The 13,252-nt window shown below is 66.0% G+C and carries 10 protein-coding genes; 8 read left to right on the top strand and 2 right to left on the bottom strand.

Annotation, left to right across the window (positions count from 1 at the left end):
* The first annotated feature begins 109 nt into the window (after nt 1-109).
* The 4 genes from FHR22_RS00865 (at nt 110) to FHR22_RS00850 (ending at nt 6,663) form a co-directional block, all read left to right on the top strand.
* A complete protein-coding gene (locus tag FHR22_RS00865; protein WP_166937978.1) occupies nt 110-2,515 on the top strand; it encodes a TonB-dependent receptor in 2,406 nt (801 codons plus the stop codon).
* A gap of 105 nt (nt 2,516-2,620) precedes the next feature.
* Entirely contained in the window at nt 2,621-3,574 is a 954-nt protein-coding gene (locus FHR22_RS00860) for a TauD/TfdA dioxygenase family protein (RefSeq protein WP_166937976.1), read from the top strand.
* Nucleotides 3,575-3,692: 118 nt separating this feature from the next.
* Nucleotides 3,693-5,351 carry an arylsulfatase gene (locus tag FHR22_RS00855; RefSeq protein WP_166937974.1) on the top strand — a complete coding sequence of 553 codons (1,659 nt, stop codon included), beginning with the start codon at nt 3,693-3,695 and terminating at the stop codon, nt 5,349-5,351.
* A 178-nt stretch (nt 5,352-5,529) separates the two neighbouring features.
* On the top strand, nt 5,530-6,663 hold the full coding sequence (locus FHR22_RS00850; RefSeq protein ID WP_166937972.1) for a GGDEF domain-containing protein: 1,134 nt from the start codon (nt 5,530-5,532) through the stop codon (nt 6,661-6,663).
* Between the two features lie 3 nt (nt 6,664-6,666).
* Here FHR22_RS00850 and FHR22_RS00845 read toward each other — a convergent pair whose 3' ends face one another.
* Nucleotides 6,667-8,301 (bottom strand): sulfatase-like hydrolase/transferase, encoded by a 1,635-nt coding sequence (locus FHR22_RS00845; protein ID WP_166937964.1) that lies wholly within the window; start codon nt 8,299-8,301, stop codon nt 6,667-6,669.
* A gap of 137 nt (nt 8,302-8,438) precedes the next feature.
* Here FHR22_RS00845 and FHR22_RS00840 point away from each other — a divergent pair, with 137 nt between their 5' ends.
* Both FHR22_RS00840 and FHR22_RS00835 read left to right on the top strand, forming a co-directional pair.
* Entirely contained in the window at nt 8,439-9,065 is a 627-nt protein-coding gene (locus FHR22_RS00840; protein ID WP_243853403.1) for a TetR/AcrR family transcriptional regulator, read from the top strand.
* Entirely contained in the window at nt 9,065-10,003 is a 939-nt protein-coding gene (locus FHR22_RS00835) for a formylglycine-generating enzyme family protein (RefSeq protein ID WP_166937959.1), read from the top strand. Before FHR22_RS00840 ends, FHR22_RS00835 begins: the two co-directional genes overlap by 1 nt.
* Here FHR22_RS00835 and FHR22_RS00830 read toward each other — a convergent pair.
* Entirely contained in the window at nt 9,923-11,791 is a 1,869-nt protein-coding gene (locus FHR22_RS00830) for an arylsulfatase (RefSeq protein WP_243853402.1), read from the bottom strand. The genes FHR22_RS00835 and FHR22_RS00830 overlap by 81 nt on opposite strands.
* 118 nt (nt 11,792-11,909) lie before the next feature.
* Between FHR22_RS00830 and FHR22_RS00825 the strand changes: the two genes are divergently transcribed.
* Nucleotides 11,910-12,638, top strand: a complete 729-nt coding sequence (locus tag FHR22_RS00825) for an enoyl-CoA hydratase/isomerase family protein (RefSeq protein ID WP_166937956.1) — start codon at nt 11,910-11,912, stop codon at nt 12,636-12,638.
* 136 nt (nt 12,639-12,774) lie between these two features.
* Nucleotides 12,775-13,218, top strand: a complete 444-nt coding sequence (locus FHR22_RS00820) for a hypothetical protein (protein ID WP_208417432.1) — start codon at nt 12,775-12,777, stop codon at nt 13,216-13,218.
* Nucleotides 13,219-13,252 lie beyond the last annotated feature (34 nt).

Genomic DNA, 13,252 nt, shown 5'->3' with positions numbered 1-13,252 from the left:
GCGCTTTGTGGGGCGACGGACTGGCGCGCTCCCGATCCGGCCCGGCGCATGGCGCCAACTTCCATCACATCAAAAAGGGGGCGGGATCGCCGCCCGGGGACCATATTTAATGACCAAATTCTCTCCCGACCATCGCTTCCGCCTGTTGCTCGGCGCGGCGTTTCTCCTGCCCGCCGCGCCCGCGTGGGCGGACGACACCACCGCGGAGACCGCCGAGGCCGTGGCCGGCTATGACGCCGGCGGTGACTACGCCAACGAGATCATCGTCTCGGCCCGGCGCCGCGATGAAAGCGCGCAAGACGTGCCCATTGCCTTGTCCGTCGTCGATTCCGGCACGCTCGAAAAAACGGGCAATTACACGCTGACGCAGGTGCAGCAGATCATGCCCAGTTTGCAGGTTTTCAGCTTTAATCCGCGCAATACGAACATCAATATCCGCGGATTGGGCAGCAATGTCGCGCTGACCAACGACGGGCTCGAAAACGGCGTCGGCTTCTATATCGACAATGTCTATTACGGCCGCGTCGGCCAGTCGCAGTTCGACCTGGTCGACCTGGCGCAGATCGAGGTGCTGCGCGGCCCGCAGGGAACGCTGTTCGGCAAGAACACGACCTCGGGGGCGATCAACATCACCTCGAAAAAGCCGAGCTTCGACCCCGAATTTTCGGGCGAGGCGAGCGTCGGCGACTATGGCTATTACCAGCTGCGCGGCTCGGCGTCGGGCGGTCTGATCGACGATCTGCTCGCGGTCCGCGTCAGCGGTTCGGTGACCGAACGCCGAGGTTTCCTGTACAACGACACGCAGAAGGAACGCGCGCAGGATTATTCGAACTGGAGCGTGCGCGGCCAATTGCTGTTCACGCCGTCGTCCGACCTCGAAGTGCGGATCATCGGCGACTTTGCCCGGCAAAAGCAGAATCACGTCCTCAACGTCTTCGCCGATTATTTCGGCACCTTTGAAAATGGCGCGACGATCCCGAACAATTTCGCCCAGCGCGCGGCGCGCTTTCCCGGCTATGTCTTCCCGACCATCGCCCCCTTTGCGCGGCGCGGCGAGGCCGACAGCCATTATCAGTCGAACATGGACGGCTATGGCGTGTCGGGGCAGGTCGACTGGACCCTTGGCAACACCAAGCTGACGTCGATCACCGCCTATCGCTGGTGGGACTGGAACCCGGCGAACGACGGCGATTCCACCTCGCTGCCGGTGATCACCAAGGCGCAGCAGGCGAACCGCCAGCGCCAGTTCAGCCAGGAGATCCGCCTCGCGTCCGATACCGGCGGGCCGATCGATTATGTCGTCGGCGCCTATTATTTCTGGCAGGTCATCCGCGGCCAGGGCGCGACCGCCTATGGCCCGGCGGCGGCGCTGTGGAACCGGCCGCCTGCGTCGCCCTTCCCGCTCGCGACCTGGGAAGCGGCGGTCAACGGGTTCGAGGCCAATTCGACCTCCGACCCGCGCACCAGAAGCTATGCGCTGTTCGGCCAGCTCGACTGGAAATTCACCGACCGCCTGACGCTGACCGCGGGCCTGCGCTACACGCATGAAAAGAAGAGCGGGTCATTTCATCAATATCATGTCGCGGGCACCGACCTGTCGGCGCTGCCCGCCGACATCGCGCGCGATGCGGCGATCATCCGTAACCAGTTCAACCCCATCACCGACATTTCAACGCGCTTCAGCGACGACAGCATTTCGGGTCTTGCGACGCTGGCGTGGCAGTTTTCGGACGATGCGCTGGCCTATGCCACCTATTCGCGCGGCAACAAGTCGGGGGGGCTCAACCTGACCGCACTCCCCGCCGGCATCGAACCCGATGTCGCGCCGGAAAAGGTCGACAGCTATGAGATCGGGGTCAAGACGCAGTGGCTGGACCGCGCGGTAACCTTCAACCTCGCGGGCTTCTGGACCGAGATCAGCGATTATCAGACCGCGATCACCGAACAGGTCGCGAATACCGTCAACTTCCGCCAATATATCGCGAATATTCCGGGCGTCCGGTCGCGCGGGATCGAGGCGGATTTGTCGGGCGCGGTCAGCGAGCGGGTCAGCTTCTATGCCTCCGCCGCCTATGCCGACACGACTTACAGCGACTATCCCAACGCGCCGCAGGCGCCCGAGCGGCTGAACCTCGACGGCAAGCAGGACCTGACCGGCGAACAGCTCCCCGGCGTGCCCAAATTCACCTACACGCTGGGCGGCGATGCCTCGGCGCCGCTGGGGGCGCTCGGCGGGCGCGACCTGTCGCTCTACGCCCATGCCGATTATTCGCACCGCTCGACCTTCAACACCTCGTCGAGCGACAGCCGCTACGCCGATGTCCCGGGCTTCGGAATCGCCAACGCGCGTATCGGCATTCGCACCGAAGACGGGTTCTTCGACCTGTCGCTCTGGGCGCGGAACCTGTTCGACAAGGATTATTACCAGACGCTGTCGGCCCAGAACACCGGCATCGTCACCGCGCTGATCGGCGAACCCCGCACGATCGGCGCCACGATCCGGACGAAGCTGTGATGCGCCGCCCGCTTCACCTCGCCCACATCATTTTCCCAAATTCGCCGACCGCCCGATCGCGTGTTCGCCGGATGCCCCCCGCCGTCTACCCCTAGGAGATTGATCATGACGGACCTTCACAACAGCTATGCCAATGCCCGTGACAAGAGTATCGACCTCGACGTCACGCCCGTGACCGGCACCATCGGCGCCGTCGTCAACGGCGTCCAGCTCTCGGGCGACCTGCCCGCGGCGACGGTGCAGGCCATTCAGGCGGCACTCGTCCGCCACAAGGTGCTGTTCTTCCGCGACCAGCAGCATCTGACCGACCAGGAACATGAGGATTTTGCGGCGCTGCTCGGCGATCCGGTCGCGCACCCGACCGTCCCCGTCGCCGACGGATCGCGCTACCTGCTCGAACTCGACAGCCGCGAAGGCTATGCCGCATCGAGCTGGCATACCGACGTGACCTTCGTCGATGCCTATCCCAAGGCGTCGATCCTGCGCGCGCTGACCATTCCCGAAGCCGGCGGCGACACGCAATGGGCGAACGGCGAAACCGCCTATGAGGGCTTGCCCGAGGTGCTGCGCCAGCTCGTCAACAATCTGTGGGCGACGCACACCAACCTCTATGACTATGCATCGATCCTGCAGAGCGCGCCCGACAACGACACCGCGCGCGACCGCATCAAGGAACATCGCAACGTCTTTGCCTCGACCGTGTACGAAACCGAGCATCCGGTGGTGCGCGTCCATCCGGTCAGCGGCCAGCGCAGCCTGCTGCTCGGCCATTTCGTCAAGCAATTCGTCGGGCTGAACCAGGCCGACAGCGCGCGGCTGTTCCAGACGTTGCAGGATCATATCACCAAGCCCGAAAATGTCGTGCGCTGGCGCTGGCGCGCGGGCGACGTCGCGATCTGGGACAATCAGGCGACACAGCACCGCGCGACCGCCGACTTCGGGCTCCAGCGCCGGACGCTGCGCCGCGCGACGATCGCGGGCGATGTGCCGGTGGCGATCGACGGCCGTAATAGCCGCACCGTTCGCAAGGAACGCGCGGTCGAGCACGAACCCGCATGAACTTACGGACCGGCGCTAACGACTCTCCTCCCTTCCTGTGACGGCGCCGGTCCCGTCTACGGCGCGCCCGGGTTCCATTCGCCCGGGTGCGCCGCCCTTTTATCCGAAAGCCTTCCGCATGATCGACGGTCTCCGCCCTGCCCGCTTCCTGTTCGCCGCGCTCGCGGTTCTCGTATCGACCGCGCCTGCGGAAGCGAAGGAGCGCCGCCCGAACTTCCTCGTCATCGTCGCCGACGATCTCGGCTATTCGGACATCGGGGCGTTCGGCGGCGAAATCCGAACCCCTAACCTCGACCGGCTCGCAATCGCCGGTATCCGCCTCGCGGGCTTCCACACCGCACCGACCTGTTCGCCAACGCGATCGATGCTGTTGTCGGGAACCGACAACCATATCGCGGGCCTCGGCACGATGGCCGAACTCATCCGGCCGAACCAGCAGGGGAAGCCGGGATATGAGGGCTATTTGCGCCGCGATGTCGCGACGATCGCCGAGCGTTTTTCGGTCAGCGGCTATCGCACGCTCTTTTCCGGCAAATGGCACCTTGGCCTGACCGAGGAACAGGACCCGTTTGCGCGTGGTTTCCAGCGCAGCTTCGCGCTCGCCCAAGGCGGCCATAATCATTACGGCACCGACGCCGACCCTGCAAAGGGCGGCACCGCGACCTATCGCGAGGACGGCAGGCAGGTGACGCGCCTGCCCGCCGATTTCTATTCGAGTGACTATTTCGCGAGCCGGCTGATCGATTTCCTGGGCGAACGCCCCGCGTCGTCCAAGCGCGAACGGCCCTTTTTCGCCTATCTCGCCTTCACCGCGCCGCACTGGCCGCTGCAGGCGCCGCGCGAAGACATCGCGCGTTACAAGGGGCGGTATGACGAAGGCTATGATGCCTTGCGCGAACGCCGCCTCGCGCGGCAGCGCGAACTCGGTATCCTCGCGTCCGATGTCGCCGCGCACACGCCGCGCAATCGCGACGGTAGCTGGGATTCGCTGACCGCCGACCAGCAACGCGTCGCCGCGCACAACATGGAAATCTATGCCGCGATGGTCGACCGGCTCGACCAGAATGTCGGCCGCGTGGTCGACGCGCTGCGCCGGTCGGGCGAACTCGCCAACACCGTGATCGTCTTTCTCGCCGACAATGGCGCCGAAGCGCTCGATGTCGAAACCACCGGCGCCGAAATGCTCGCACGCTCGCTGAAGGGCGCCGACAATGGCTTTACGAACCGCGGCACCGCCTCCTCCTACATCACCTATGGCGCGGGCTGGGCACAAGCGGCGACGGCGCCGTCGTGGCTGACCAAGGGCTATAACAGCGAGGGCGGTACACGCACGGTCGCCTTCATCAGCGGCGCGGGCATCCCGCAGCGCGAGGGGGCGGCGACACAATATCTGTCGGTGGCCGACATCGCGCCGACCTTGCTCGACCTCGCCGGCGCCGACCCCGCCACGACGCGTTTCGGCGGCCGGACGGTCCGGCCGATCACCGGGCGCTCATGGGCCGCCTGGCTCCGCAATCCCGAGGCCCGCGTCTATGGTGCGGAGGACGGCATCGGCGCCGAACTGTTCGGATCGCGTGCCTTTCGCCAGGGCGACTGGAAACTCACCGATATCGGCGACGGGATATGGCGGCTTTTCGATATCGCCCGCGATCCGGGCGAGACGCGCGACCTGTCGCTGGCCGACCCGGCGCGCAAGACGGCGCTCGCGGCGGCATGGGATGGTTATGCCCGCGATGTCGGGATCGTGCTTCCCGACGCCATTCCGTATCGCCCGTAGGAAACCGATCGAGCCCATTTTGCGTCAGGACGTTTCGCCGATCAGCTTTCGTTAACGCAGCGGCGATAAGTTTATGCGATGCTTGCCACGCCTGCCTTGTATATGAGCGGGCCGTCGCGGATCTTCCACGATCCCCACGGCACCCCGCGTCTGGTCAGGGCATAACAAGCGAAGCGCCATGCAGCACGAAACGAAACACGCCGCCGACGCGATCGAGATCGAGCTGATCCGCAGTCTTTATGACGGTTTTCTGCCGTCGGTGATCATGTCGGTGGGTTTCGTGCTGTCCGGCATGATGATCGTGTGGCGCACCGGCGATCCGATATTGGAAGCGTTGCTGCTGCCCGGGCTCGTCGCCTCGATCCTGCGGCTTTTCGTCGTCTGGCGCGACGGCAAGGAAGCGGTGGATCCACGGTTGAAAATCGCCGCTGCGCGCCGCCTCGAACGCCGCTTTGCCGTCACCTATCATGCTTTTGCCCTTGCGCTTGGACTGTTCGGGACGCGGGTTTTCTGGTTGCCGAGCCATGGTGCGGGCGCGCATCTGCTGATGCTTGCGCTCCTCATCGGCTATGCCGCGGGCGTCGCCGCTGGCATCGGCCTTCGCCCGCGCATCGCGATCCCGAGCATGGTCATCGCGGTCGCGCCCCCGTTGGTTGCAATCGTCGCCTCGATCAAACCGCTCTACGCCGCGACCGCGGTCATGACCTGCGCCTTCCTGGTCGGCGGCGTCTTCAGCCTGCGCAAGCGCCACGCCCGCGCGCTGGTCGATATCGGGCGGCGGCTGACCTTCGCTTCGCTGGCACGGCAGGACAATCTGACCGCGCTTCCCAACCGGCTGGCGCTGCGCGAAAGCTATGACGAAGCCGAATCTGCCACCGACGGGGCGCGGCTCGTTGCGCTCCATTGCCTCGACCTCAACGGCTTCAAGCCGGTGAATGACCGCTTCGGCCATCCGACCGGCGACGCCCTGCTCGCCGCGGTGGCCAAGCGGTTGGAGGGTGCGATCCGCGAAAGCGACATCGCGGCGCGGCTCGGCGGCGACGAATTCGCGATCGTTCAGCGCGATATCGCACATCCCGACGAGGCACGGCTATTCGCGCAGCGGATCGTCGCCGCAATCGGCCGGCCGTACCGGATCGGCGAACACACGCTGCATATCTCCACTTGCGTCGGCTATGTCGTCGCCGACGACAGCACGCGCGATCTCGAACAATTGATCAGTCTTGCCGACGAAGCGCTCTATTCGGCGAAGCGGAACGGCATCGGCGTCAAGCGTTACGAACCGCCGGCGGGCGAGCGCGCCGCCGCTTAACGATCAATTGGTCCAGTAGATATAATCCTGCCCGTCCTGCCACGGCGTATCGAGCGGTACGTCGATGCGGATCGGACCTTCGATCAGCCCCGGCCAGATCGGCTTTGCCATCCCCCTGTTCTGCGCCTCGATCATCGCGCGCAGCACTGCCACGCGCTGCGGATCGCTCGCCGCGAGGTCGTGCCGCTCGGTCGGATCGGCGGCGAGATTGTACAGGCGCGCCTTTTCCGGACGCTTCGTCACCTGCAGCTTCCAGTCGCCCATGCGCACGGCGCGATAGTCGCCCGAACGCCAGTACATCGCCTGTCGTTTGGCGGGTCCGGCCAGGATATTCTCGCTGTCGATCTGCCGGTCCGCCGGAACCGCCGCGCCCGCGACGTTCGCGATCGTCGCGAACAGGTCGATATGCCCGGTCACATCGCCGCGCTGCGTTCCCGGCGCGATATGGCCCGGCCAGCGCAGGAAGAAGGGGGTGCGGATGCCGCCTTCGAAGAAGGTCGCCTTCCAGCCGCGGAACGGCGCATTCAGCCCGGGCATGCCGTTGTACCAGGCACCGCCGTTGTCGCTGGTGAAGATGACGAGCGTTTCGTCGTCGATGCCGAGTTCCTTCAGCTTCGCCATCACATCGCCGATCCGCCGGTCGAGCTGCGCGATCATCGCGCCATAGACGCGGGTCTTATGATCCTTGATCTGCGGCAGCTTCGCATAATCCTCCTTCGTCGCCTGCAGCGGCGTGTGCGGCGCGTTGAAGGCGAGGTAGAGGAAGAAGGGCCGGTTCCGGTTGGCCGCGATCGCCTTGATCGCTTCATCGGCGAAATAGTCGGTCATATGCCCCTTGGGGTGGAAGCGCTTGCTGCCGTTGAAGGTCACCGCGTGGCGCAGGTTCGCCCAGATGAAGCGGTCGATGGGATCCCAGGGCAGCTTGGCATTGACCGTATCGGGATCATCCTCGGGCAGGAACATCGCGGCGCCGCCGAGCACCGCGAGGCTTTCGTCGAAGCCCTGGCGCTGCGGCTGGAGCGCGGGCGCTTCGCCCAGATGCCATTTGCCGACGTGAAGCGTGCGATAGCCCGCCGCCTTCACCGCCTCGGCGATCGTCACCTCGCTCGCGGGGACGCCCATGTCGGGATAATCGGGGATATCGGGGGTGATCAGTTCGCGGTGGAACACCGGCCTCAGCGGCCCGAGCGCGCCGCCGTGCGACAAATTCTCGGCAAATTCGACCGGCACCGCGGTATATTCGAAGCCGAAGCGCGTCGGGTAACGCCCGGTCATCATCGCCGCACGCGACGGCGAGCAGGTCGCATTGGCGGCATAAGCGGTGGTAAAATTCAGCCCCTCGCGCGCGATTGCGTCGATATTCGGCGTCTTGACGATGCCGCCCGCCAGCCCGCCGCCGTTCAGGCTGATGTCGTTATAGCCAAGGTCGTCGGCGACGATCAGGATGACATTCGGCCGCCGCGGGCCCGCGGGCGTGGCGGCCGGTCCCTGTTGCCAGACGACCGGGCGGTTCGGCTGCACCGGATCGCGCCAGTCCTGCATGATCCCGGGCAGGCGCAGCTTATTCGCTTCAAAGGCCCAATAACCGCCCGCGCCCGCCAGCACGAGAAGGCCGAGCGCCGCCGACCTCTTCCGCATCGCCGATTCCCCCTGCCCACGTCATCATTGCCCGGAAACTTATGACACTATATGTGTCATTATATGGATCGGCGCGCAAGATCGCTCGGCGCGAGGCCATTGACCCCGGCGCAAAGCTGGGCCAGCGGGGACATATGATGACGGGGGTGAAGAAATCGGGCGCGGCGAAGGCCCAGCCAGAGCGGGTCGATGGCCGGCGCGAACGCAGCCGGTCGAGCCACCGGCGCATCGTCGAGGCGATGATGGAGCTGATCGTCGGCGGCGATCTGGCGCCAAGCGCGGCGCGCGTCGCCGAGGAAGCGGGCATCGGGCTGCGCACGGTGTTCCGCCACTTCGACGACATGGACTCACTCTATGCCGAGATCACCGCCACGATTACCGAGCGGGTGATGCCCATCGTGTCGGCGCCCTATGCCGACCAGCACTGGCGCGCGAATATCGACGAACTCGTCCGGCGGCGGGTCCGCGTGTTCGAAACGACGCTGCCCTTTCGTCTTGCCGCCAATATCAAACGCTATCAGTCGCCCTTCCTGATGGGCCAGTACAGCAAGGTCGTGATGCTCGAACGCGAACTGATCCTCCGCCTGCTTCCCGGCGACGTGCTGACCGACCGGATCGGCGTCGAGGCGCTGTGTGCAACCCTGTCCTTCCAGAACTGGCGCGCGCTGCGGCACGACCAGGGCCTGCCCGCCGAGGAAGCGGCGACGGTGGTGGGGCATATGGTCGCTGCGCTGCTGAGCACGATGAAAGGCGGAAAAGCCTGATGCGACGCGGGCTTGCGCTGCTGTCGCTCGTTGCGCTCGGCGCGCTCGCCGCCTGCGATTCCGGGCCGAAGGAGCAAGTCACGGGAGCCGCGCCGCCCGCATGCCCGGCGATGCCGAAGGCGGATTATGCGTGGATTCCCGGCGCGACCTTCGCGATGGGCGCCGCGGCACGGCTGCCCGAGGAAGGCCCGGCGCGCGAGGTCAAGGTCGCGGGCTTCTGGATCGCCACGCATGAAGTGACCAACGCCGAGTTCGCCGAATTCGTCAAGGCGACCGGGTACAAGACGCTCGCCGAACAGGAGCCACCCAAGTTGCCGGGGGCGCCGCCCGAGATGCTGGTGCCGGGATCGGCGGTGTTCGCCGCACCGACCGACGGCAACCCCAATTGGTGGCGCTGGGTCGTCGGCGCCGAATGGCGGCATCCTGCCGGACCCGCGACGAATGTCGATGGACGCGGCCGCGACCCGGTGGTGCAGATCGGATATGACGACGCGCTCGCCTTTGCCAAATGGAAGGGCAAGGCGCTGCCGAGCGAGGAGCAGTGGGAACTCGCCGCCGCGACCGGCGGCGCCGACCGCAACGTCCCCGTCGGCAAGGACGGCAAGCCGCGCGCCAACTATTATCAGGGCAGCTTCCCCGTCCGCGACATGGGCACCGACGGCTTCACCAGCCGCGCCCCGGTCGCCTGCTTCCCCGCCGACGATCATGGCGTCCACGACCTGATCGGCAATGTCTGGGAATGGACGACCAGCACGGCGGGCACCGAAACCAACGTCATCAAGGGCGGCAGTTTCCTGTGCGCCGCCAATTATTGCGCGCGCTATCGCCCCGCCGCGCGCCAGTTTCAGGAACGCGGCCTAGGCACCGACCATATCGGATTTCGCCTGATCGATACGGCGCGCCCGGCGCCGGCGGCGCCAGCCCCAGACAAGGGCTGACAGCGCCAGGGCGATCGCGCCCAGCCACAAGCCGAAGCGGATGAGCCGCGGCTTGCCCTGCTGTGCGAAGGCATAGCGGTTGATCTGTTCGTCGGCGGTATAGCCCGGCGGCATGTCGAGCACGCCATTGGCTTTCGCATAGGTCGCATAATCGGCCTGCATCGCCGCGAAACGATCGGGCATCGCGGCCGACAGGTCGCGCGTCTCGCCGGGATCGGTCTTGAGGTCGTAGAGCCGCCATTTGCCGTCGCCTGTCGGCGCAAGATTGCGCACCAGCTTGTAATCGCCGCGAAATAGCGCCGCATTGCCCGACAGCTCGTAACCGAGCGGCGCGTCGCCGTGGACACTTCCGGCGGCCCCTTCCAGCATGGGGACGAGGCTGCGTCCGGTGACCGATTCGACCGCCTTGCCCTGCCAGCTCCCGCCATGTCCCGGCACGCCGGCGAGTTCGGTAAGGGTCGGCAGGATGTCGGTGACATGCGCCAGCCCGTCGCTGATCGCCCCGGCGCGGATTTTCGCGCTGCCCGGCCAGGCGATGATCAGCGGGACGCGCAGCCCGCCCTCGGCGGCGCTGAACTTATATCCCGACAAGGGCGACGACGCCGCGCTCGCCCAGCCGGGGCCGATCGCGGCAAAGCTGCCACGGCGGCCGATATTGGCGGTCGAGAGGTCATATTGCATCCCCAGGAACAGGCGGTTGCGGCGGCTGCTGAACGGGTTGGTCGGCTCGGCGCCATTGTCGGACAGGAAGACGAAGATCGTGTTGTCATAATCGCCGGTCGCTTTCAGATGCGCGACCAGCCGTCCGACCTCGCGGTCCATAGCGGTCGCCATGCCGCCATAGGCCTGCATCACGCGGACGGCGGCGCCGCGTTCATCGCCATCGAGCTTTTTCCAGTCCGGCGTCGTCGGCATCGTCACCATCGGCACCCCCGCCGGCATGATGCCGAGCGCCGCGGCGCGTTTCGCCCGCGCTTCGCGCAGCGCCGTCCAGCCACCCTGATACATCGCCGAATAGCGCGCGATGTCGCTGTCGGGCGCCTGCACCGGAATATGGTTGGCAAGGAAGTTGACCGAGGCGAGGAAGGGTTTGCCGCCGGCACGGTCCGCCTCGATATAGTCGATCATCCGCTGCACCACGAAGCGCGACGAATAATAATCCTTCGGCAAGGTCGCGGGCCGGCCGTTCTCGGTCCAGTTCGCCTTGTCGTACATGCCCTCGATCGGGCGCTGTTCGAAATTATCGGCGCCAGCGTCGGCAAGGCTGAACGCGCGGTCATAACCGCGCGCCGTCGGCAGCCGGGTCGGATCGCTGCCGAGGTGCCATTTGCCGGTGAGATAGGTGCGATAGCCCGCGGCTCGCAGAAGCTGCGCGATCGTCACGACGCGGTGGTTCATCACCGTGTCGTAACCCGGCTTGCCGCGATGTTCGTCGGGGATCGTCTCGGGCATATTGCCCAGCCCACCCCGGTGGTTCATCACCCCCGTCTGCAGCATCGCGCGCGTCGGCGAGCAGGATCCCGCGACATGGAAGTTGGCAAAGCGCATCCCCGCCTTGGCGAGCGCATCGATGTTCGGGGTCGCGAACTCGGCCCCGAACGCGCCGACGTCGCTGAAACCCCAATCATCGGCTAGCAGGATCACGACATTGGGGTGGCGCGAAAGGGCCGAAACCGGCTGCGCCTGCGCGGGCGCCGCCGCCATCATCGCGACAAAGGACATGATGGCAGTACGCCGGAACCGGCCACCGCGACCCGGCACCAGGATGGTCGCCATGCGTACTGCCATCACCCCTCCCCCAATTGTTATGGCATTGCTTATGTCAATAGATGCCAAAGGGCAATGCCGCTTGGCATGCCCGGTCAATCATGCTTTGCCCGGTCGATCATAAGCGAAAGGAAGAGGCATGGGCGAGTTGGTTTTGCGCGAGGACAAGGGCGGCATCGCGACGCTGACGCTCAACCGGCCCGGCAAGCGCAACGCGCTCAACCTCGCGCTGTGGGGCGAACTCGACACGCATGCCGACGCGATTGCCGCAGCCGGCGAGACGATCGGCGCGGTGGTGCTGCGCGCCAACGGCCCGTCCTTCTGTGCGGGCAACGATCTGAAAGAACGCGGGATCGAAGCACCGCGCCGCCATTATCAGGGGTCGATCGTCACCAAGCTCGCCGACCTGCCGCAACCCCTGATCGTCGCGGTACAGGGCGGCTGCTTTACCGGCGGGCTTGAACTCGCGCTCGCCGGCGACATCATCGTCGCGGCGGAAAATGCCCATTTCGCCGACACGCACGGCCAGTTCGGGCTGGTCCCGATCTGGGGGATGAGCCAGCGGCTGCCGCGCCGCGTCGGCGAATGGAAAGCACGCGAAATCAGCTTCACCGGTCTGCCGGTGAGCGGGCGCGAGGCGGCACGGATCGGACTGGCCAATCACTGCGTCGCTGACGCCGATCTCGACGCGGCGGCGCGGCGCTTCGCCGAGGCGATCGCGGCGCAATCGCGGCACAGCGTCTTCGCATACAAGAAACTGTATCGCGAACAGGCCGACCTGCCGCTGGGCGCAGGTCTCGCGCACGAAGTGTTCAACGGCGCCGGGGTGGCGCCCGACTTCGCCGAGCGGGTGGCAGGGCGCTTCTGAGAATGGCGGTTATCGGGATCAGGTGACGACGGTTTCGGGGTAGGGAGCGGCCCTTCACACACGCGAATGGAATCGCCTTTTTACATTGCTGTCAGGAGGCGCTAGCCTCGCTTTACCCCGAAGGAGACGGCCCGCCATGCCCGCCAAGCCCAACACCCTCGACCGCCTCGCCCAGCTCCTGCTGCTCATCGCCGCAGTCACGACGATCGCCAACGGCGCCTTCATGCTGGTCAAGCCGCTCGACTGGTATGTCTTCGTGCCCACCGTCGTCACCACCGGCCCGCCCAACGCGCATTTCATCCGCGACATCGGCCTCGCCTATCTTGGATCGGGGCTGATCCTGTCCTACGCTGCCGCCAATCCGGCCCGGCACTGGCGCGCGGCGGTCGTCGGCGGGCTGTGGCTGACCTTCCACGGCCTCCTCCACATCTACGAAGTCGCCGCGGGCATCTGCGGCCCGGCGACCTTCTGGGCCGACGCCCCCGCGGTGATCGGCCAGCCCGCTCTCGTCATCATCGCGCTCGCGATCGTCTATGCACGCCGCCCGCGCCAGGGTCAGGCCCCATGGTCTGTACCCTAGGACGGATCGACATTCAGGAGATGGCGAGCCGAAA

It is taken from the genome of Sphingopyxis panaciterrae (assembly GCF_011762125.1).
Classification (GTDB): domain Bacteria; phylum Pseudomonadota; class Alphaproteobacteria; order Sphingomonadales; family Sphingomonadaceae; genus Sphingopyxis; species Sphingopyxis panaciterrae.
This window is presented reverse-complemented; position numbering and strand designations above follow the sequence as displayed.

Coding starts and splice junctions, on each gene's coding strand:
- FHR22_RS00865 (WP_166937978.1), top strand. CDS start 110: ATGACCAAATTCTCTCCCGACCATCGCTTCCGCCTGTTGCTCGGCGCG.
- FHR22_RS00860 (WP_166937976.1), top strand. CDS start 2,621: ATGACGGACCTTCACAACAGCTATGCCAATGCCCGTGACAAGAGTATC.
- FHR22_RS00855 (WP_166937974.1), top strand. CDS start 3,693: ATGATCGACGGTCTCCGCCCTGCCCGCTTCCTGTTCGCCGCGCTCGCG.
- FHR22_RS00850 (WP_166937972.1), top strand. CDS start 5,530: ATGCAGCACGAAACGAAACACGCCGCCGACGCGATCGAGATCGAGCTG.
- FHR22_RS00845 (WP_166937964.1), bottom strand. CDS start 8,301: ATGCGGAAGAGGTCGGCGGCGCTCGGCCTTCTCGTGCTGGCGGGCGCG.
- FHR22_RS00840 (WP_243853403.1), top strand. CDS start 8,439: ATGACGGGGGTGAAGAAATCGGGCGCGGCGAAGGCCCAGCCAGAGCGG.
- FHR22_RS00835 (WP_166937959.1), top strand. CDS start 9,065: ATGCGACGCGGGCTTGCGCTGCTGTCGCTCGTTGCGCTCGGCGCGCTC.
- FHR22_RS00830 (WP_243853402.1), bottom strand. CDS start 11,791: ATGGCAGTACGCATGGCGACCATCCTGGTGCCGGGTCGCGGTGGCCGG.
- FHR22_RS00825 (WP_166937956.1), top strand. CDS start 11,910: ATGGGCGAGTTGGTTTTGCGCGAGGACAAGGGCGGCATCGCGACGCTG.
- FHR22_RS00820 (WP_208417432.1), top strand. CDS start 12,775: ATGCCCGCCAAGCCCAACACCCTCGACCGCCTCGCCCAGCTCCTGCTG.